We start from the raw sequence: 21019 nt of genomic DNA, 5'->3' as shown, positions 1-21019 counted from the left end.
CGGAGCATTCAGGCGTCAGCCGTCTCTGCTCCGGTTTTGGCGTTGTCCCTGCAGCCCTGGCGGCTCGAATCTTGCCTAGGCGTGCAAAAGGGTGGCATTCGTTGCGCACCTTACCCGCAACCCGGAAACAAGCTCACACCCAGCATCATGAGAACAAAACCAAAATGATGCTGCGGCGGCCTTCATCCACTGCCACACAGAACAATTACAGAAAAGTCTAGCACGGCTTGATCCTGGGCCTTAATCGGGTGTAAGGCGGACGACGGCGGGAGCGGCCCGCCGTCGTCGTCCTCCACTGCCCCCGGTAACCGGGCGCAAAGCCCGGTTAACGGGAGAGGCCCCGCACTCGAAAGTGCGGGGCCAAACCCTAGGAGGGACTAACTGCCGTTTTAGCGGAAGTCGTTGCCCAGATCGTAGTCATCCAGCGGGATGGCGTGGAACTCGGGGGCTCCGTCACCGCCCAGGGTGTCGTACGAGAAGTCGCTGAATGCGCTGGGGCCGGTGAACAGGTTGGCCTTCGCTTCTTCAGTGGGCTCCACGGTGACCTCGGTGTAGCGCGGGAGACCCGTGCCGGCCGGGATCAGCTTACCGATGATGACATTCTCCTTGAGGCCCAGCAGCGGATCGCTCTTGCCTTCCATGGCCGCCTGCGTCAGGACGCGGGTGGTCTCCTGGAAGGAAGCTGCGGACAGCCAGGACTCGGTTGCCAGCGACGCCTTGGTGATGCCCATGAGCTCCGGACGTCCGGATGCCGGCGCCTTGCCCTCGGACACAACGCGGCGGTTGGCATCCTCGAAACGGCTGCGCTCGGCGAGCTCGCCGGGCAGCAGGTCCGATTCGCCGGACTCGATGACCGTGACGCGGCGCAGCATCTGGCGAACGATAACCTCGACGTGCTTGTCGTGGATACCGATGCCCTGGCTGCGGTACACGCCCTGCACTTCGTCCACCAGGAACTTCTGTGCTGCACGCGGACCCATGATGCGCAGGACCTGCTTGGGATCCACCGGACCGTTGATCAGCTTCTGGCCAACGGTGACGTGGTCGCCGTCTTCGATCAGCAGGCGTGAACGGCGCAGGACCGGGTAAGCGATCTCTTCCGTTCCGTCATCCGGGGTGATGACCAGGCGCATCTGGCGCTCGGACTCTTCGATGGTGATGCGGCCGGCTGCTTCGGCAATCGGTGCAACACCCTTCGGAGTACGGGCTTCGAAGAGCTCCTGGATACGGGGCAGACCCTGGGTGATGTCGTCGCCACCGCCGGCGGACACTGCACCACCGGTGTGGAACGTACGCATGGTCAGCTGGGTACCGGGCTCACCGATGGACTGTGCGGCGATGATGCCAACGGCCTCGCCGATGTCCACGGTCTTGCCGGTGGCCAGCGAACGGCCGTAGCACAGGGCGCAGGTACCAACGCTGGACTCACAGGTAAGGACCGAACGGACCTTGACCTCGGTGATGCCGGCCTTGAAGAGCTCGTCGATAACGACGTCGCCGCAGTCGGTGCCGGCAGCTGCGAGGACGTTGCCCTCGGAGTCCACGACGTCGACGGCCAGCGTACGTGCGTAAGCGCTGTTCTCGACGTTCTCGTCCAGGACCAGCTCGCCGTTGGAGTCGGCGACGGCGATCGGCGTGACCAGGCCACGCTCGGTGCCGCAGTCCTCTTCACGGACGATGACATCCTGCGAGACGTCCACCAGGCGTCGGGTCAGGTAACCCGAGTTGGCGGTACGCAGGGCGGTATCGGCGAGGCCCTTACGGGCACCGTGCGTGGCGATGAAGTATTCCAGCACCGACAGGCCCTCACGGTAGGAGGACTTGATGGGGCGCGGGATGATCTCACCCTTCGGGTTGGCCACCAGGCCACGGATACCCGCGATCTGACGGACCTGCATCCAGTTACCACGTGCACCGGAAGACACCATGCGGTTGATGGTGTTCATCGGCGACAGGCTTTCACGCATCACTGCGGCGATGTCGTTGGTGGCCTTGTTCCAGATCTCGATGAGTTCCTGGCGACGCTCGTCGTCGTCGATCAGGCCCTTGTCGTACTGGCCCTGGATCTTGGCAGCGCGTTCCTCGTAACCGGCGAGGATCTCAGGCTTGGCAGCCGGAACCTCGATGTCGGAGATGGCAACCGTGACGCCCGATCGGGTGGCCCAGTAGAAACCGGCATCCTTCAGGTTGTCCAGCGTTGCCGCGGTAACAACCTTCGGGTAGCGCTCAGCGAGGTCGTTGACGATCCTGGACAGTTCGCCCTTGTCCGCTACAGCCTCAACCCAGGGGTAGTCCGCGGGCAGGGTCTCGTTGAAGAGAACCTGGCCCAGGGAGGTTTCCACGATTGCGGGCTGGCCCTGCTCCCAGCCTTCGGGAGCTTCCCAACCGGCGTAGGGCACGAAGCCTTCGAGGCGGATCTTGACCTGGGAGTTCAGGTGCAGGTCGCGGGCATCGAACGCCATGATGGCTTCGGATACCGAACCGAAGATCCGGCCTTCGCCGGCTGAACCCTTCCGCTTGGTGGTCAGGTGGTAGAGGCCGATGATCATATCCTGCGAAGGCAGGGTGACCGGGCGTCCATCGGACGGCTTCAGGATGTTGTTCGAGGACAGCATCAGGATGCGCGCCTCAGCCTGCGCCTCGGGGCTCAGCGGCAGGTGTACTGCCATCTGGTCACCGTCGAAGTCAGCGTTGAAGGCACCACAAACCAGCGGGTGAAGCTGGATGGCCTTGCCTTCCACAAGCTGCGGTTCGAACGCCTGGATACCCAGGCGGTGCAGGGTAGGTGCACGGTTGAGCAGCACCGGGTGTTCGGTGATGATCTCTTCGAGCACGTCCCACACCTGCGGGCGGTAACGCTCAACCATCCGCTTGGCCGACTTGATGTTCTGTGCGTGGTTGAGGTCAACCAGGCGCTTCATCACGAACGGCTTGAAGAGCTCCAGGGCCATCTGCTTGGGCAGGCCGCACTGGTGCAGCTTCAGCTGCGGGCCAACGACGATGACCGAACGGCCCGAGTAGTCGACGCGCTTGCCGAGGAGGTTCTGGCGGAAACGGCCCTGCTTGCCCTTGAGCATGTCGCTCAGGGACTTCAGCGGACGGTTGCCCGGTCCGGTGACCGGACGGCCGCGGCGGCCGTTGTCGAAGAGGCTGTCAACAGCTTCCTGAAGCATGCGCTTCTCGTTGTTGACGATGATCTCCGGAGCACCCAGATCAAGCAGGCGCTTGAGGCGGTTGTTGCGGTTGATCACACGGCGGTACAGGTCGTTGAGGTCGGAGGTCGCGAAGCGGCCACCGTCCAGCTGGACCATGGGGCGCAGTTCCGGCGGGATCACCGGGACGGCGTCGAGGACCATGCCGAGCGGGCTGTTGTTGGTGGTCAGGAATGCGTTGACCACCTTCAGGCGCTTGAGGGCACGGGTCTTGCGCTGGCCCTTGCCGTTGGCAATGATGTCGCGCAGCAGGTCGGATTCGGCCTGCATGTCGAAGCCCTCAAGGCGCTTCTTGATGGCCTCGGCGCCCATGGAACCTTCGAAGTACATGCCGTAACGGTCACGCAGTTCGCGGTACAGGCCCTCGTCGCCTTCGAGGTCGGCAACCTTGAGGTTCTTGAAGCGGTCCCAGACCTGCTCGAGGCGCTCAATGTCGGCGTCGGCGCGCTTGCGCACGTTGGCCATCTGGCGGTCGGCGGAATCGCGGGCCTTCTTCTTGTCGGCAGCCTTGGCGCCTTCGCCCTCAAGGCGGGCAATTTCGCCTTCGAGGTCGCGGGCGATAGCAGCGATGTCGCCGTCGCGGTTGTCGATGAGCTGCTTCTTCTCGATGTCGTGCTCAACCTGCAGGTTGGGCAGTTCCTCGTGGCGGGCAGCCTCGTCAACGCTGGTGATCATGTAGGCAGCGAAGTAGATGACCTTTTCAAGGTCCTTCGGAGCCAGGTCAAGGAGGTAGCCCAGACGGGACGGAACACCCTTGAAGTACCAGATGTGGGTGACGGGAGCGGCGAGCTCGATGTGGCCCATGCGCTCACGGCGTACCTTGGCGCGGGTGACCTCGACGCCACAGCGCTCACAGATGATGCCCTTGAAGCGCACGCGCTTGTACTTGCCGCAGTAGCATTCCCAGTCACGGGACGGGCCGAAGATCTTCTCGCAGAAGAGGCCGTCCTTCTCGGGCTTGAGCGTGCGGTAGTTGATGGTTTCCGGCTTCTTAACCTCGCCGTAAGACCAGCCACGGATGTCTTCCGCGGTGGCGAGGCCGATCTGCATGAGGCCGAAGGAGGATTCGCTGGACATATGGTCCCTGTTCTCTCTTGTTCTCTAAATTCTGAAGTCTTGACGAATGAGGGAGGTCAGGTCCGACGGCGGGTGGGCACCCGCCGTCGGACCGGGCCTGCTAGACCTCTTCTACGGAGCTGGGCTCTGCGCGAGACAGATCGATGCCCAGTTCTTCCGCAGCCGTGAAGACTGCGTCATCAGAGTCACGCATTTCAATTGTGGTTCCGTCCGTGGAAAGCACTTCCACGTTCAGGCACAGCGACTGCATTTCCTTGATCAAGACCTTGAAGGATTCGGGAACGCCCGGCTCCGGAATGTTCTCGCCCTTGACGATGGCTTCGTAGACCTTGACGCGGCCGTGGATGTCATCGGACTTGATGGTGAGGAGTTCCTGGAGCGTGTAGGCGGCGCCGTAGGCTTCGAGGGCCCACACTTCCATTTCACCGAAGCGCTGGCCACCGAACTGTGCCTTACCACCCAGCGGCTGCTGCGTGATCATGGAGTACGGGCCGGTGGAGCGGGCGTGGATCTTGTCGTCCACCAGGTGGTGGAGCTTCAGGATGTACATGTAGCCGACCGAGATCGGATCCGGGAACGGCTCGCCGGAGCGGCCGTCAAACAGGCGGGTCTTGCCGGAGGAGTTGATCAGGCGGTCACCGTCGCGGGTCACGTTGGTGGAATCGAGCAGGCCCGTAATTTCCTCTTCGCGGGCACCGTCGAACACCGGCGTTGCAACAGTGGTGGGACCACTCTCGCGGGGCAGGTTCGGCAGCTGCTTGACCCACTCGGGCTCGCCTTCGATCTTCCAGCCGGTCTTCGCAACCCAGCCGAGGTGCGTTTCGAGCACCTGGCCCACGTTCATACGGCCCGGAACACCAAGCGGGTTCAGGACGATGTCAACGGGGGTGCCGTCGGCAAGGAAGGGCATGTCCTCGATCGGGAGGATCTTGGAGATAACACCCTTGTTGCCGTGGCGGCCGGCGAGCTTGTCGCCGTCGGTGATCTTGCGCTTGGCGGCCACGTAGACGCGGACCAGCTGGTTCACGCCCGGGGGCAGCTCGTCGTCGTTGTCGCGGTCGAAGACGCGGACACCGATGACGGTGCCGGACTCGCCGTGCGGCACCTTGAGGGAGGTGTCGCGCACTTCGCGGGACTTCTCACCGAAGATGGCGCGCAGCAGGCGCTCTTCCGGGGTCAGTTCGGTTTCACCCTTCGGGGTGACCTTTCCGACCAGGATGTCGCCGGCTTCAACCTCGGCACCGATGTGGATGATGCCGCGCTCGTCCAGGCCTGCCAGGACTTCCTCGGACACGTTGGGGATGTCACGGGTGATTTCCTCGGCACCAAGCTTGGTGTCGCGGGCATCGATCTCGTGCTCCTCGATGTGGATGGAGGAAAGGACATCCTCGGCAACGATGCGCTGCGAGAGGATGATGGCGTCCTCGAAGTTGTGGCCTTCCCATGACATGAATGCCACGAGCAGGTTCTTACCAAGGGCGAGCTCGCCCTGGTCCGTTGCCGGGCCGTCAGCGATGATGCCGCCGACCTCCAGGCGCTGGCCTTCGTTAACCAGGACACGGTTGTTGTAGCAGTTGCCCTGGTTGGAGCGTGCGAACTTGTTGATGCGGTAGTTGGTTTCCGTACCGTCATCGTTGAGCATGATGACCAGCTCGGCGGAGACCTCGGTGACCACACCTGCCTTCTTGGCGATGGTGACGTCACCGGCGTCGACGGCTGCGGCGCGCTCCATGCCGGTACCCACGAACGGGGCTTCGGAACGGACCAGCGGCACGGCCTGGCGCTGCATGTTGGCACCCATGAGTGCACGGTTGGCATCGTCATGCTCGAGGAACGGGATCAGGGCCGTAGCCACGGACACCATCTGGCGCGGGGAGACGTCCATGAACTCGACGTCGGCGGCGGGAACCAGAACAGGCTCGCCTCCACCACCGCGGGCACGGACCAGGACGGTCTCTTCAGCGAAGCGCTTGTTCTCGTCCAGCGGCGCGTTGGCCTGGGCGATCAGGACCTCAGCCTCGTCGTCGGCCGTCAGGTACTGGACGTCGTCGGACACGACGCCGTCCTTGACCAGGCGGTACGGCGTCTCGATGAAGCCGAACGGGTTGATGCGTCCGTAGGATGCCAGCGAACCGATCAGGCCAATGTTCGGGCCTTCAGGAGTTTCGATGGGGCACATACGTCCGTAGTGGGACGGGTGCACGTCACGGACTTCCATGCCGGCGCGGTCACGGGACAGACCACCGGGGCCAAGGGCCGACAGGCGGCGCTTGTGGGTCAGGCCCGAGAGCGGGTTGTTCTGGTCCATGAACTGCGACAGCTGCGAAGTTCCGAAGAACTCCTTGATGGCTGCCACGACGGGGCGGATGTTGATCAGGGTCTGCGGCGTGATCGCCTCGACGTCCTGGGTGGTCATACGCTCGCGGACAACGCGCTCCATGCGGGACAGGCCGGTGCGGACCTGGTTCTCGATGAGCTCGCCGACGGCGCGGATGCGGCGGTTGCCGAAGTGGTCGATGTCGTCGATTTCGACGCGCAGATCCACTTCCTGGCCGTCACGGGTGCCCTTGATGGTCTTCTCGCCGGCGTGCAGCGCAACGAGGAACTTGATCATGGCAACGATGTCTTCAACGTGCAGGACCGAGGCTTCCTTGTCGCCAAGGGAGCGGTCGATGCCCAGCTTGCGGTTGATCTTGTAGCGGCCAACTTTGGCCAGATCGTAGCGCTTGGAGTTGAAGTACAGGTTGTCCAGCAGCGACTGGGCAGCCTCGACAGTGGGCGGCTCGCCCGGACGCAGCTTGCGGTAGATGTCCAGCAAGGCGTCTTCGCGGGTTTCGGTGGCGTCCTTCTCCAGCGTTGCGCGCATGGAGTCGTACTGGCCGAACTCTTCGAGGATCTGGCCTTCGGTCCAGCCGAGGGCTTTCAGCAGAACCGTGACGGACTGCTTGCGCTTACGGTCGAGGCGGACACCGACCTGGTCGCGCTTGTCGATCTCGAGCTCAAACCATGCACCGCGGGACGGGATGATCTTGGCAGTGAAGATGTCCTTGTCACTGGTCTTGTCAGCGGCGCGCTCAAAATAGGCGCCCGGCGAACGGACCAGCTGGGAGACGACGACACGCTCGGTGCCGTTGACCACGAAGGTACCCTTCTCGGTCATCAGCGGGAAGTCGCCCATGAACACGGTCTGCTGCTTGATTTCGCCCGTGTTGTTGTTCATGAACTCGGCCTTGACGTACAGCGGAGCCGAGTAGGTGGCGTCCCGGTCCTTGCACTCGGCCATGGTGTACTTGGGGTCAGCGAACTCCGGATCGGAGAAGCTCAGGGACATGGTGCCCTGGAAATCCTCGATCGGGGAGATCTCTTCGAAGATGTCCGACAGGCCGGACGTCGTAGCGACGCTGAGATCGTTTTCTTCGACGGCCTTCGCTACGCGTGCCTGCCAGCGTTCGTTGCCGACGAGCCAGTCAAAGCTGTCCGTCTGCAGGGCAAGCAGATTCGGAACATCAAGGGGTTCGTGAATCTTTGCGAATGAGAGCCGGCGAGTGGCACCATCAGTGCTGTCGGCGGTGTTAGCGGTTTCGTTATTAGAGGTGCTCGAGGCGACCAAGAGGGATCCTTCCACAGACCTTCAGGCGTTTTCAGATCTCCCCCGCTGTGCACCCTGCAGAAGTTACTCCGCAGCGCTACCATCCGGTTCCGCTATATGACCCGGGGCCCGGCTGGCTGTGATGTGACGTATCGACGGCACGTTGATTGCCAGCTGCCAGGCAAAGCCCACCGCTATATGAAGGCTGAAGGTAAACAGGGAAGACGCAAATATCTACGATACGGCAAAACAACCTATGTGTCTACCCCACTTCGCGCAGGATTGCAAGCACCCGTTTCCAGCCATATTCCGGGCTAACGGCGGCCGCCTAGAGCTTCAGCGTCACGCCTTCGGCGGAGCACGTCCCCGAGTTGGCAAACACCGCGTCACGCACGGCGTCTTTGGAAGCCTGGGCGGGCTCGCCGCCGCTTTCGGCCGCGCTGGAGTGGTCAATGGCCAGGAGGCTGAGCGAGGCGAAGAGGCCCTGGAGGTCACCGGTGACTGTGTCCTTGGCGTCTTCAGCCTTCAGGTAGATGTCTTCATAGCCGTTGGCGTCGCCGGCGGGGACCGCGGCGTAGTCGGCAAAGAGGGCATTGAAGCGTTCGCAGGCTTCTTTGGCGCCGCCGGACATGGCGGAGGATGCCGACGGGCCGTCACTGGCAGGGGCGGTGCTGCTGGCATCCGGGCTGGCGGACTGGCCCGCGTCAGCCGTTTCGGCCGGAGCGGGCGCCGACACCGAACAGGCGGTCAGCCCGGCGACGCCGACAATCGCTGCCAGGGCGAGGATCTTCTTCACTGTCATTGCTCCATCCGTCCCGGGTGCGGCATGGCTGCTCCCTGCATGAGTTTCCGCCGTCCACCCTACTGATGCTGCCGCCGTCGCGCACATTCGGGTCATGGGGACCTCTCCCCTGCCGTCTTCCAATTGCCCCTGCTGCAGGTGGCAGCACCGTCCCGGAATGCACATGGGCACCGCCGCGTTTGTATAGATGGGTGACCAGGGTCACGATAGCCTTGGTGGCTTACACCGGATGAGATCGGAAGAGATAACCATGGGCAACTCCCCCGGCAACAGCGACGTTGTCATCCTTGCAGCAGTCCGCACCCCGCAGGGGCGGATCAACGGCCAGCTGGCCAGCTTCACAGCAGTAGACCTTGGCGCGCACGCCATCCGCTCAGCGATGGACGCCAGCGGAGCTGCAGTGGGTGACGTGGAAGCGGTCATCATGGGGCAGGTCCTGCAGGCGGGTGCGGGCCAGAATCCTGCCCGCCAGAGCGCCATCGCCGCCGGGATCGGCTGGAATGTCCCGGCTGTGACGATCAACAAGGTGTGCCTGTCGGGGCTCACCGCCGTCATCGACGCGGCCCGGATGATCCGCGCCGGCGAAGCCGCACTGGTGGTGGCCGGCGGCCAGGAGTCGATGACCCGGGCTCCGCACATCCTGCCGGGATCGCGGCAGGGCTGGACCTACGGTTCCATCCAGGCGCTTGACGTGGCCGCCCATGACGGGCTCACAGACGCCTTCGACGGCCAGTCGATGGGCCTGTCCACCGAAACAGGCAACCTTGCCCTCGGCATCGACAGGACTTCACAGGACAACGTTGCGGCCCAGTCCCACAAGCGTGCGGCGCTGGCCGCCAAGAACGGAACGTTCGACGACGAGATCGTCGCCATCAGCGTCAAGCAGCGGAAGGGCGAGCCCCTGGTAGTGGACACGGACGAGGGCGTCCGGCCCAATTCGTCGGTGGAGTCCCTCGCCGGACTTCGCGCCGCCTTCGTTACCGACGGCACCATAACGGCGGGCAACTCTTCACCCCTCTCCGATGGCGCCGCAGCCCTGGTGCTTGCATCGCGGGCCTATGCCGAAGAGCACGGGCTGGACTACCTTGCGGTGGTGGGTAAGCCGGGCCAAGTGGCCGGGCCTGACAATTCGCTGCATTCGCAGCCCTCGAATGCCATCAAGAACGCCTTGGGCAAGGCTGGCTGGAGCACAGCCGAGCTGGACTTCATCGAGATTAACGAGGCCTTCGGTTCCGTAGCAGTGCAGTCCCTGAAGGACCTCGACTATCCGCTCGAGAAGTGCAACATCCACGGCGGCGCCATCGCCCTGGGCCACCCCATTGGAGCGTCGGGAGCGCGCCTCGCTGCGCACGCCGCGCACGAGCTGAAGCGCCGCGGAACCGGCAAGGCAGCGGTGTCCCTGTGCGGCGGAGGAGGGCAGGGCGAAGCGCTCCTGCTCTACCGCGACTGATGGCGGGCCATCCAGCAAACGGAACGGACGGCGTCGGACGCGAACGGTTCCTGGCCGACGCCAAAGCCCGCGGCCTGCAGGTGGATGTGGTGGAGCGTCCGGCCGCCAGGAGCCTGGAAGAGGCGGCCGGGATCCTTGGCATCCCGCCCGCGGACATCGTCAAATCCCTGGTGGTGAAGCACAAGGACGGGACATTCCTGTTTGCCCTGATACCCGGTGACCGTCAGATCTCCTGGCCCAAGCTGCGGCAGCTGGTGGGCGTCAACAAGCTGTCCCTGCCGCCGGCGGACATCGCCCTGGAGGCAACGGGCTATGAACGTGGAACCATCACCCCGCTGGGGAGCACCAGCCCGTGGCCCGTGTACGCCGACGCAACCATCACGGGACGGCGGATATCGATGGGTGCCGGCGCGCACGGCTACAGCGCCTTCGTCGATGCCGACGCCCTGACGTCCGCCCTCGGCGCCGTCGTCGCCGACATCTCGGACCCCATGTAAGTAGCAGCAGGTGTCCTTAAGAGGGCTCATAACGACACCTGCTGCTACCCAGTTGGGGCCCGGACGCAAAAAACCCCGTCCCACTGCCAGGCAGTGGGACGGGGTTTTCCGTGAAGAGCCGTTGTTACTTGAGGGTAACGGTGGCGCCTGCAGCCTCGAGCTGCTCCTTGGCCTTCTCGGCAGCTTCCTTGTTGGCGCCTTCGAGAACAGCCTTGGGTGCGCTGTCAACCAGGTCCTTGGCTTCCTTGAGGCCGAGGGAGGTAATGGCGCGAACTTCCTTGATCACTGCGATCTTCTTGTCGCCGGCAGATTCGAGGATGACGTCGAAGTCAGTCTTCTCTTCAGCCTCTTCAGCAGCGCCACCGCCGGCGGGGCCGGCAACGGCTACAGCAGCAGCGGTTACTTCGAAGGTCTCTTCGAAGAGCTTGACGAACTCGGAGAGCTCGATGATGGTCAGTTCCTTGAAAGCTTCAATGAGCTCTTCGTTGCTGAGCTTCGCCATGGTAGGCGTCCTTCCTGTTGTTGGCAGTCCCGCACTGGGCAGTACCGCCGGAGTCTGGTGGGGTAAAGAGAATTAGTTCTCTTCGGCAGCGGGAGCCTCGGCGGGTGCCTCGGCTGCTGCTTCAGCTGCAGAGTCAGCAGACTCTTCAGCGGCCGGCGCTTCGGCAGCTGCCGGTGCACCGTTCTCTTCTTCAAGCTTGAGTCGCAGCGCATCGATGATGCGTGCAGCTGCGGCAGCAGGAGCCTTGAGGACGCCTGCAACCTTGGCGAGCTGCAGCTCACGGGACTCGAGGGCAGCCAGGGCGGCGACCTCGCTGGCATCCAGTGCCTTGCCTTCGAAGTAACCGGTCTTGATGACCAGCTGCTTGTTGGCCTTGGCAAAATCCGTCAGGCTCTTGGCAGCGGCAACTGCGTCACCCTTGATGAACGCGATTGCAGTGGGGCCGGCAAGCTGGCCGTCGAATGCTTCGACGCCGGCTTCCTTGGCTGCAATTGCGGTCAGGGTGTTCTTGACGACCGCGAACTTGGTGTCCTGGCCGAGAGAAACACGCAGCTGCTTGAGCTGTGCAACGGTGAGCCCGCGGTATTCGGTCAGGACAGCGGCGTTCGATTCCTTGAAATCGTTAGTGATCTCAGCTACTGCTGAAACCTTAGTAGGCGTTGCCATAACCCTCCTTCCGGGGATAGTGCCGGTATTCGAGGGTCCCGCTCAGGTGAGCTAAAACTAAAAACGCCCCGCGCAGATGCACGGGGCTTGGCTCAACATGTTTCCATGGAGCGTTGCTTCGTTCACCTGCGCCGGCCGCCCTATGTCAGGGTCCTTCGTCCAGAAAACCACTTGGTCTCCCGCGCACAACTGCAGAGTTGAGCAATGCTCGAAAGAGTGGATTTCCAACAACCGACGGTCTTTGGTCCTCCAAGTCTACGGGAGCCCGCGGCAGGACGCCAAATCGGGCCTCAGCTGGTGCTGGTACGGAGCTTCGGCAGCTCCTTTTGCCAAATCCCGGTGACCCCTGCGATACGGAAGCCGAGCTGCTGGTTGACCGTGAGGAGGTACCTGTTGTCCGGAGCGTTCCAGGTGTAGATGACCCGTGCGTCCGGGAACTGCTCAGTGAGCCGCTCCATGTTGGAGACCTTGATCAGCAGGCCCAGCTTGTTGCCCCGGTGCTCCTGCAGCACCAGGGTGTCGTCCTGGAACACCACGTCTGCCCGGTGTGCCAGCACGGTGATGGTGGTCAGTCCCACCAGCGTGCCCGAGGCGAGGTGCTCGACGGCGGTCACCACCGTACGCCGGCCCTGCGCGATGGCGACGTCCTCGGCTTCGCGCAGGATGCCGCCGTCGAACACCATCTCCTGCTCCACAGGGACGTCAAGATCAGGGTCCACGTCCGCACCGGCCTGGTTCTCGAGTGCCGCGACGGCCTCAAGCCAGCGGTCCGGGCAGCGGTCGGTCCAGTGGTGCAGGCGGTAGCGGCCGTTGTTGGCGTCATCAGCCTCTGCCTGCAAGTCCGCCACAAGCTTCGAATCCAGTGGCAGGATGCAGGCGCTGAACTGCTCGATGTGTTGAAGCGTGTATCCGGTCTTCTGGGCGAACTCCACCTCACGGCTGTCCAGCGGGACGAAGCCCGGCCCCGTTCCCGGCACCAGGAGGGCCTGCTCGAACTCGTCCAGCGATGCGCCGGGATGGTTGGTGTCCACCAGGATCATGGTGCGGCCCTCGCCGCGGGCCAGCTGCTCGGCGGCCTCCAGGAGCCGCCGCCCCACGCCCTGCCGCTGGAATTCAGGCAGGATGTCAAGGGTGAATTCCGCGAGGTCCAGGTGGTCGGTCAGGGGCAGGGCAATGTCCACGGTGCCGACGATTTCGCCGTCCACCTTGGCGACGAGGATCAGCTGCCGCTCGTACGGATCCTCGAATTCGAGGAGCTTCTCGAGGGGACCGTAGGCAAGGTCGTCACTCCCCCAGGTAGCCATCCGCACTTTCCTGCCCACTTCGAGGGCGGCAAGGAAATCGGCAGCGTCCGGCGCTTCAAGGGAGTCGGGAATCCAGAGCTGCTCGATCTTCACGTCTTTTGCCATTCGGGGCATCATCCCAGCCGTTTCTGCCACTCCCCTTCAAAGCCGGCAGGCCTGAATCCAAGCGCAATATTAATCGAAAGCATATGCTGGTTTTCGCTGGCGTTCCACGTCAAAACCGAGCGGGCCGAAGGCCATCTGGCCTGCGCCGCCGCCAAATTCCTGAGCTTGATCAGCATCCCCAGGCGGTGGCCGCGGTGTTCGCCAGACACCAGGGTGTCCTGTTGCAGCACGGTGGCCGGAACCTCCGGGCGCCAGTTCAGGACGGTGTAGGCCACCAGGTCGCCGGTAGGCCGGTGCCGGGCCGCCGCAACCAGTGCCTGGACACCGCTCCGCGCCAGTGCTTCCTCGTCGCGCCGCACCCGTGCGGCATCCCAGATCTCGCCTTCCCAGTCCAGGCCGGCCGTGGGCACGTCAACGCTCATCCGCGCGTTCAGGAGCGCGTAGTCTTCCACCAGGTGGCCGGGACAGGTATCCGCCCATCCCACCAGCTCATAGTCCGCCGCGTGCACCGCAGCGTCAGCTTCCAGTGCCGCCGCCCGGTCCGCCGGTATGGGAAGCGGCAGCCTGCTGGAGGTCTCAACCTGTTCGAGTTCGTAACCGGAGGCCGCCGCAAAGGCGGTTGACGGCTCATTTGCCGGTAGTCCGCCCGCCCCTGATTTGGCTGGCAGCAGCGGACCCGTGGTGTCCAGCAGCCGGGCTGGAAGTTCGAAGTAGCCGTCCAGCGATGTCCGGCTGTTGTCCTGGGCAAAGGCTTCGCCGAAACGCAGCAGCTGGCTGCCCAGTCCGCGCCGCCTGAATGCCGGGACCACCAGGACGTTGATGCCCGCGGTCCGGAGGTTCTCCCGCAGGGGCAGGGTCACCGAGCACATGCCCGCCGTCTCGTTGCCGATGCGGGCCACGAACAGGTGCCGGGCCTCATAGGGGGTACCGCGCCAGTGCTCAAGTTCTTCGGCGAGGGTGTAGCCGCGGTCCAGGTTGCCCCACGTCTCAAGCTCCTGCGCCTCGCGCATGGCCTGGCAGGCGAGGAAGTCCCGGGCGTCTTCCCTTCCGTCCAGGTTGCCCGGCACCGTGACGGCGGTGATCACCAGGGCGTTTGGCGGCGTCATGACCACAGCCTAGCCAGCTGTCGGCGGCTGCGGGTTACGGGCGCATAACACCTGTTTAACGCGGAACGGGCCGCCCGGCTGAATGCCGGACGGCCCGTTCCTGTGCCCTGGGGCGGATGCTGTTGAGGGCTTAGGCCTCGGTGAGCACCTTGGTGACGTTCGGGTCCACGGAGATGCCGGGGCCGAAGGTGGTGGCAACGGTGGCCTTCTGGATGTAGCGGCCCTTCGAAGCGGAAGGCTTCAGGCGAAGCACCTCTTCCAGTGCTGCTGCGTAGTTCTCAGCCAGCTTGACGGCGTCGAAGGACACCTTGCCGATGATGAAGTGCAGGTTGGAGTGCTTGTCGACGCGGAAGTCGATCTTGCCGCCCTTGATGTCGTTGACAGCCTTGGTGACGTCAGGGGTCACGGTGCCGGTCTTGGGGTTCGGCATCAGGTTACGGGGACCCAGGACCTTACCGAGGCGGCCAACCTTGCCCATGAGGTCAGGGGTGGCAACGGCGGCGTCGAAGTCGGTCCAGCCGCCGGCGATCTTTTCGATCAGGTCGTCGGAGCCAACGAAGTCGGCGCCGGCTGCGATTGCGGCCTCAGCCTTGTCGCCCGTGGCGAAGACCAGGACGCGGGCGGTCTTACCGGTGCCGTGGGGCAGGTTGACCGTACCGCGGACCATCTGGTCAGCCTTGCGGGGATCCACGCCGAGGCGGAAAGCAACCTCGATGGTGGCGTCGAACTTGGACGGGTTGGTGTCCTTGGCGAGGGTCACTGCCTCGAACGGCGCGTAGGACTTCTCCGCGTCGATCTTGGCGGCTGCTGCCTCATATGCTTTGCTGCGCTTTGCCATGCTGCTCTTTCTCCTTGTGCAGTTGTGGTCTGCGGACCGCGCTGGGCCCTGCCACAGCCGGTAATCCGGACGGTTACTCGTCCCGGGTGACCGGCATTTCAGTTGTTGGTGGTGCCGGAATTCCGGCGGTGCCACGTGGCGCCATGCTGATGCGCGGCGTCATGCGGCGGTAGGGGTCCTAGCCCTCGACGGTGATGCCCATGGAGCGGGCGGTGCCGGCGATGATCTTCGCTGCGCCTTCGAGGCTGGTGGCGTTGAGGTCTTCCATCTTGGTGGAGGCGATCTCGTTGACCTGTGCCTGGGTCAGCTTGGCAACCTTGACGGTGTGCGGGGTAGCCGAACCCTTGGCAACGCCTGCAGCCTTCTTGATGAGCTCTGCAGCCGGCGGGGTCTTGGTGATGAACGTGAAGGAACGGTCCTCGTAGACGGTGATTTCCACGGGGATGACGTTGCCGCGCTGGGCTTCTGTTGCAGCGTTGTACGCCTTGCAGAATTCCATGATGTTGACGCCGTGCTGGCCAAGTGCGGGACCGATCGGCGGGGCCGGGTTAGCGGCACCTGCCTGGATCTGCAGCTTGATGAGGCCGGTGACCTTCTTCTTGGGAGCCAATGTAGGGTCCTTCTCTCAATAACTTCCTGGGGCACAGGAGCGTGGCCCAGGTTCTTGGCCGCCATGGCAAGGCGGCCTGCCGTTCCGGAACCGCTAAGCGGGCGGCGCCGGAACGAATTCTCGGGTAATCAGATCTTGGTGACCTGGTTGAACGCCAGGGTGACGGGCGTTTCGCGCTCGAAGATGGAAACCAGCACCACGAGGGTCTGGGATTCGACCTTGATCTCGGAGATCGTAGCGGGAAGGGTCTCGAACGGGCCTTCCTTGACGATGACGGACTCGCCGACCTCGAAGTCGACGTCCACCGGGGCCTGGTGCTGCTTGTTGACCGGCTTGCCCTTCTCGGCCTGCTCTTCCTCGAAGACCGGCGCGAGCATGGAGAAGACCTCGTCGAGGCGCAGCGGCACGGGGTTGTGGGCGTTGCCCACGAAGCCGGTGACACCGGGTGTGTGGCGCACGGCGCCCCAGGAGGCGTCGGTCAGGTCCATGCGGACCAGGACATAGCCGGGAATGCGAACGCGGTTGATGACCTTGCGCTGGGCATTCTTGATCTCGACGACCTCTTCCATGGGCACCTGGATCTCGAAGATGTAATCTTCCATGTCCAGGGTCTGGATGCGGGTCTCAAGGTTGGCCTTCACGCGGTTTTCGTAACCGGCGTAGGAGTGGATGACGTACCAGTCACCCTCCTGGCGGCGCAGCTTGGCCTTGAATTCATCTGCCGGGTCAACGGCAGCGGTGGCTGCCGCGGCGGCGAGGGCGTCAGCGTCGGCATCGCCGGACTCTGCTTCGCTGTCAGCCTCCGCGTCGGCATCGGCGTCATCGGATTCGGGCGCGGAGGACTCAACCTCAGACTCTTCACCGATTTCTGCGGTGATGTCCACGGCCTCTTCCTGCTCAGTCCCGGTTACCTCGAGCTCCTGCTCAGACACTTGGTCTCCTGCTTCCTCATTGCCTAACATGCCTATTTAAATGGCTCAATTCCGCACACCGGCGCTTCCCTCCGGTTTCCCGGATGGAGCGCGCAGCCTGCGGACCCTGCAGCCTTAGTTGTCCGTGGGGCCTGTCCCGCCGAAGAGCCAGCCGACAGCGGTTCCAAAACCGATGTCCAGCAGGCTGACGATGACCATCATGATGGCCACGAACACCAGCACCACGAGCGTGTAGTTGATCAGTTCCTTGCGGGTGGGGGCAACGACCTTCTTCAGTTCGCCGATGATCTGGCGGACGAAAAGTGCAATACGGGCGAAGATGTTTGCCTTGGCATCCTTCTTAGCTGGGCGGCCCTTGGAGCTGCTGGCAGCTGTTTCGGTCACCTGGTCCTCGCTCATCTTTGCAATGGTGGATTACCCGGCCCCTGATCAGAACCATGGTTGCTGCGCTTGCCCCGGATTTGTTGCCCGGGGCAGCTTGCGCAGGGCAGACAGGACTCGAACCTGCAACCTGCGGTTTTGGAGACCGCTGCGCTACCAATTGCGCCACTACCCTATGGAGTGAAAACCAGCCAGCGACGGAGATCCACCAGCTTTCACTGGGGCGCACGCCATCATCTGTGTTTCAACACCGGTGAATCAGTCTACGGCAACATCTTCGCGTTCGTAAAACCGACCCGTTTCGGCCCCTCCGCAAGCCGGGGTATCCGTGCCTGGCGGGCCAGTCACATTTCACCTCCGGCACCCCGGAGGGTCCGGTGAACAGCATAGAGTAGAAAACGTCGAATCCCACATTCCAGCCATCCGGCTGCAAGCGTAGAACGGACCTGCCATGTCTGCCGCCCGCGTTTCCCAGCGCATATCCGCAATTGCCGAATCCGCCACCCTGGCCGTTGATGCCAAGGCTAAAGCGCTGAAGGCTGCTGGGCGTCCGGTGATTGGCTTCGGCGCAGGCGAGCCGGATTTCCCCACCCCGGACTACATTGTCCAGGCGGCCATCGAGGCCGCGGGGCAGCCGAAGTACCACCGCTACTCCCCCGCCGGCGGGCTTCCCGAACTGAAGAAGGCCATCGCCGAGAAGACGCTCCGGGACTCCGGATACGCCGTCGACCCCTCCCAGGTGCTGGTGACCAACGGCGGCAAGCAGGCCGTCTACAACACGTTCGCCACCTTGGTGGATCCGGGCGACGAGGTTATTGTCCCCGCCCCGTTCTGGACCACCTACCCTGAAGCTATCCGCCTGGCCGGCGGCGTTCCGGTCGAGGTTTTTGCGGGGCCGGAGCAGGGCTACCTGGTGACCGTCGAACAGCTCGAAGCAGCCGTGACGGACCGGACCAAGATCCTCCTGTTCGTCTCGCCGTCGAACCCCACCGGCGCCGTCTACTCCCCCGAGCAGGTGGCCGAAATCGGCAACTGGGCAGCCTCGAAGGGCATCTGGGTGGTGACCGACGAGATCTACGAGCACCTGACCTACGACGGCGTTCCCTTCACCTCCATCGCCACGGCCGTGCCCGAACTCGGAGACAAGGTGGTCATCCTCAACGGTGTGGCCAAGACCTATGCCATGACCGGGTGGCGCGTCGGTTGGATGATCGGCCCGGCGGATGTCATCAAGGCCGCCACGAACCTGCAGTCGCACGCCACCTCCAACGTGTCAAACATTCCGCAGATCGCGGCCCTGGCCGCCGTCTCCGGCCCGCTGACCGCCGTCGATGAGATGAAAGTGGCCTTCGACCGCCGCCGGAAGGCGATCGTTGCCGGGCTGAACGCCATTGAAGGCGTGGAATGCCCGACGCCGAGGGGCGCCTTCTACGTGTACGCGGACGTCCGCGGGCTGCTGGGCAAGGAATTCCCGACTGCCGCCGGCACCGCAACGCCGCAGACTTCCGCCGAGCTGGCCTCCCTGATCCTGGACGAAGTGGAGGTGGCAGTGGTTCCGGGCGAGGCGTTCGGCCCGTCCGGCTTCCTGCGCCTCTCCTACGCCCTGGGCGATGACGACCTCGCCACCGGCGTGCAGCGCCTGCAGGATTTCCTCGGCAAGGCCCAGTAACTTCCCCCAACACCCGTTGCTCCATCACTTTTGGTCCCTAAACCACCCTTTTAGGGACCAAAAGTGATGGAGCAACTTTGGTTTAGAGGAGGCGGCGCTCCGCGGCCCATTTGGTAAGTTCGTGCCGGCTGGAGAGCTGGAGCTTCCGCAGGACCGCGGAAACATGGGTTTCTACAGTCTTGATGCTGATGAAGAGCTCCTTGGCCACCTCCTTGTAGCTGTACCCGCGGGCGATCAGGCGCATGACTTCAAGTTCGCGGGCGGAGAGTTTGTCCAGCTCGTCATCGGCGATGTCTGCCGGTGCGGTCCCGAAGGCGTCCAGGACGAAACCTGCCAGGCGGGGCGAGAAGACGGCGTCCCCGCCGGCAACCCGGAACACGGCGTCGGTGATCTCGGCCCCGGAGATGGTCTTGGTGACATAGCCCCGGGCCCCTGCCCGGATAACTGCCACGACGTCCTCCGCAGCATCGGACACGCTGAGGGCCAGGAAACGGGTAGTGCCCAGCAGCGGAACCGATCCTGCAATGACCTCACGGCCGCCGCCGCCCAATCCGCCGGGAAGGTGCACATCCAGCAGCACGACGTCGGGCCGCTGTTCGGCGATGACGGCGATCGCCTGCTCCACGGTGGCTGCCTCCCCCACCACGTGGATGCTGGCATCGAGATCGGCCTTCAGCCCGGAACGGAAGATGGCGTGGTCGTCCACGATGACCACACGGACGGTGCCGGCGGCCTGCGCGGCTGCCCCTTGGGTGACGATCATGACTTTCCTTCCACGTTGTCCGTGCTTGCAGCCGGCAGCCGGAGGCGGACCTCTGTGCCGTCCCCGGTGCTGAGGATGGCAGCGGATCCGCCGTGCCGCTTCATCCTGCCGATGATGGACTCCCGTACGCCCAGCCGGTCTTCAGGCACATCTGCCAGTTCGAACCCCGGACCGCGGTCCTTGATGAAAATTTCGGCCTGCCCGTCGGATGCTTCGAGGTACACGGAAACAGCGCCGCCACCGTGCCGGGAGGCGTTCAGCATGGCTTCCCTGCTTGCCTGGACCATGGCCTCGTGGCCCTCGGTCATGGCGGCATCACCGACGCTGACCACCTCAACGGCATTGCCAAGGAGGTCCTCCACCTCGGCTGCCACGGCCTTGATCCGGTCCGAAAGCTGCCCCGCTTCCCTGCCGGGATCCTGGAACAGCCAGCCGCGAAGCTCGCGTTCCTGCGCCCGGGCCAGCCGGACGACGTCGTGCTCGCTGCCGGCCCGGCGCTGGATCAGCGCGAGCGTCTGCAGCACCGAATCATGCAGGTGCGCGGCGATCTCGGCCCGTTCAGTTTCCCGGATCCTGCCGGCACGCTCGGTCTCCAGGTCCCGCCAGAACTTCAGCGCCCACGGCAACAGGACCAGCACCACGCCACCGAGCACCGCCACGGAGGCCAGCAGCGCCAGCCAGGTCTGCTCCCACGAGCCGGAACCGGACACCATCACCAGCACGCCGGCCACCACCAGCGCCAGGCCGGCCGCGAGCCGTGCCCAGCCGCCCGCCTGGTCCGCCTTCGTCTTGTCCACCAGACCGGCCCGCCGCGTTTCATCCAGCTGCATCCAGGCGATGGACGCGCCGCCCAGGACGGCAGCGGCAGGAATGAGGGTTCCCAGCGGCACGTCGACCCCCAGCAACTGCGCGATCATGATCCCGGCCACCAGCAGCAACCCGCAGCCGAGGAGGATTTCCTTGCCGTATTTCATGCTCTGCCACCGGAACCACGGTGCCTCGGCCGGCCTTGGCGACCCCGACGTTCCCGGGCGGTCCGCGCCCAGGGAAGCGTCGTCGTCGGACGCCTGCCTCAAAGGTGGCTGGCTCAATGGTGCTTGGCCAAAGGGCACCGGGCCGGGTTGTGGAGCAGGAGGCGACGCCGGAGAAGTTCCGGACACGGCGGCGGCGGGCGCTTGGCTCACCGCGGGGGCAATGGGCGACGCCGGCCGCCGGGCATTGCGCCGGGCGGCCTCATCCGCGGTGGGAACCATGATCCACAGCCAGGCGTAAAAGACGAGGCCCGCCCCGCCCGCAAGGGTTGCAAGCGCCATGCCCACCCTGACGTTTTTCACCGGCCAGCCGAGATGAACGGCCAGGCCCGAGCAGACACCGGCAATCACACGGTCGCTGCTGCGGGCCAAAGGGGGCCTGGCGGGGACGGTTGTCATGGTTCAATCCAAGCATGGATCAGGGTTTCCCGGACCCGGATCCGGCCGGAACCGGGGGCAACTCAGGGACGGCTCAGGGTATCCCC

Annotated in this window: 16 protein-coding genes and 1 tRNA gene; 3 read left to right on the top strand and 14 right to left on the bottom strand. The window is 64.1% G+C overall.

Translation table 11 applies throughout. From position 1 onward, the window contains the following. Positions 1–389 precede the first annotated feature (389 nt). The 3 genes from UC32_RS01975 to UC32_RS01965 all read right to left on the bottom strand — a co-directional run bounded on the left by UC32_RS01975 (position 390) and on the right by UC32_RS01965 (position 8680). Positions 390–4289, bottom strand: a complete 3900-nt coding sequence (locus UC32_RS01975; protein WP_045729571.1) for a DNA-directed RNA polymerase subunit beta' — start codon at positions 4287–4289, stop codon at positions 390–392. A gap of 100 nt (positions 4290–4389) precedes the next feature. Further along, positions 4390–7899 (bottom strand): DNA-directed RNA polymerase subunit beta, encoded by a 3510-nt coding sequence (gene rpoB, locus UC32_RS01970; protein WP_015937859.1) that lies wholly within the window; start codon positions 7897–7899, stop codon positions 4390–4392. Positions 7900–8206: 307 nt separating this feature from the next. Then, on the bottom strand, positions 8207–8680 hold the full coding sequence (locus UC32_RS01965) for a hypothetical protein (RefSeq protein ID WP_082071859.1): 474 nt from the start codon (positions 8678–8680) through the stop codon (positions 8207–8209). 250 nt (positions 8681–8930) lie between these two features. On the opposite strand from UC32_RS01965, the gene UC32_RS01960 reads away from it, so the two are divergent. Then, entirely contained in the window at positions 8931–10130 is a 1200-nt protein-coding gene (locus tag UC32_RS01960) for an acetyl-CoA C-acetyltransferase (RefSeq protein ID WP_045729570.1), read from the top strand. Further along, positions 10130–10627, top strand: a complete 498-nt coding sequence (locus UC32_RS01955; RefSeq protein WP_045729569.1) for an aminoacyl-tRNA deacylase — start codon at positions 10130–10132, stop codon at positions 10625–10627. Before UC32_RS01960 ends, UC32_RS01955 begins: the two co-directional genes overlap by 1 nt. A gap of 124 nt (positions 10628–10751) precedes the next feature. On the opposite strand, the gene rplL is transcribed toward UC32_RS01955, so the two are convergent. From rplL to UC32_RS01910, 9 genes are all read right to left on the bottom strand, one after another. Beyond that, on the bottom strand, positions 10752–11129 hold the full coding sequence (gene rplL, locus UC32_RS01950; RefSeq protein ID WP_015937863.1) for a 50S ribosomal protein L7/L12: 378 nt from the start codon (positions 11127–11129) through the stop codon (positions 10752–10754). Between the two features lie 72 nt (positions 11130–11201). After that, entirely contained in the window at positions 11202–11795 is a 594-nt protein-coding gene (gene rplJ, locus UC32_RS01945; protein WP_015937864.1) for a 50S ribosomal protein L10, read from the bottom strand. A gap of 290 nt (positions 11796–12085) precedes the next feature. Continuing rightward, on the bottom strand, positions 12086–13204 hold the full coding sequence (locus tag UC32_RS01940) for a GNAT family N-acetyltransferase (protein ID WP_045729568.1): 1119 nt from the start codon (positions 13202–13204) through the stop codon (positions 12086–12088). Between the two features lie 8 nt (positions 13205–13212). Continuing rightward, the gene (locus UC32_RS01935; RefSeq protein ID WP_045729567.1) at positions 13213–14310 is read right to left on the bottom strand and encodes a GNAT family N-acetyltransferase; all 1098 of its coding nucleotides are present in this window, start codon (positions 14308–14310) and stop codon (positions 13213–13215) included. A 130-nt stretch (positions 14311–14440) separates the two neighbouring features. Beyond that, positions 14441–15148: a 50S ribosomal protein L1 gene (gene rplA / locus UC32_RS01930; RefSeq protein WP_015937867.1), complete on the bottom strand. Its 708-nt coding sequence runs from the start codon at positions 15146–15148 to the stop codon at positions 14441–14443. A 178-nt stretch (positions 15149–15326) separates the two neighbouring features. Beyond that, positions 15327–15758, bottom strand: a complete 432-nt coding sequence (gene rplK, locus UC32_RS01925) for a 50S ribosomal protein L11 (protein ID WP_003803853.1) — start codon at positions 15756–15758, stop codon at positions 15327–15329. A gap of 128 nt (positions 15759–15886) precedes the next feature. After that, positions 15887–16690 (bottom strand): transcription termination/antitermination protein NusG, encoded by an 804-nt coding sequence (gene nusG, locus UC32_RS01920; protein ID WP_045729566.1) that lies wholly within the window; start codon positions 16688–16690, stop codon positions 15887–15889. Positions 16691–16804: 114 nt separating this feature from the next. After that, the gene (gene secE / locus UC32_RS01915; RefSeq protein ID WP_043794078.1) at positions 16805–17089 is read right to left on the bottom strand and encodes a preprotein translocase subunit SecE; all 285 of its coding nucleotides are present in this window, start codon (positions 17087–17089) and stop codon (positions 16805–16807) included. Between the two features lie 84 nt (positions 17090–17173). Further along, positions 17174–17246 (bottom strand) — tRNA-Trp (locus tag UC32_RS01910). Positions 17247–17522: 276 nt separating this feature from the next. On the opposite strand from UC32_RS01910, the gene UC32_RS01905 reads away from it, so the two are divergent. After that, the gene (locus tag UC32_RS01905; protein ID WP_045729565.1) at positions 17523–18740 is read left to right on the top strand and encodes a pyridoxal phosphate-dependent aminotransferase; all 1218 of its coding nucleotides are present in this window, start codon (positions 17523–17525) and stop codon (positions 18738–18740) included. An 82-nt stretch (positions 18741–18822) separates the two neighbouring features. Here the strand turns inward: UC32_RS01905 and UC32_RS01900 are convergent, their stop codons facing one another. Beyond that, entirely contained in the window at positions 18823–19503 is a 681-nt protein-coding gene (locus UC32_RS01900) for a LuxR C-terminal-related transcriptional regulator (RefSeq protein WP_200896294.1), read from the bottom strand. Next, positions 19500–20933, bottom strand: coding sequence for an ATP-binding protein (locus UC32_RS01895; RefSeq protein WP_045729564.1), 1434 nt, complete (start codon positions 20931–20933; stop codon positions 19500–19502). The genes UC32_RS01900 and UC32_RS01895 overlap by 4 nt, the downstream gene beginning before the upstream one ends. Positions 20934–21019: the final 86 nt, after the last annotated feature.

The sequence above is a fragment of the Pseudarthrobacter chlorophenolicus genome (genome assembly GCF_000962805.1).
GTDB lineage: Bacteria > Actinomycetota > Actinomycetes > Actinomycetales > Micrococcaceae > Arthrobacter > Arthrobacter chlorophenolicus_A.
The sequence above is the reverse complement of the archived record's forward strand: the minus strand, read 5'-3'. Positions and strand labels throughout refer to the sequence as shown.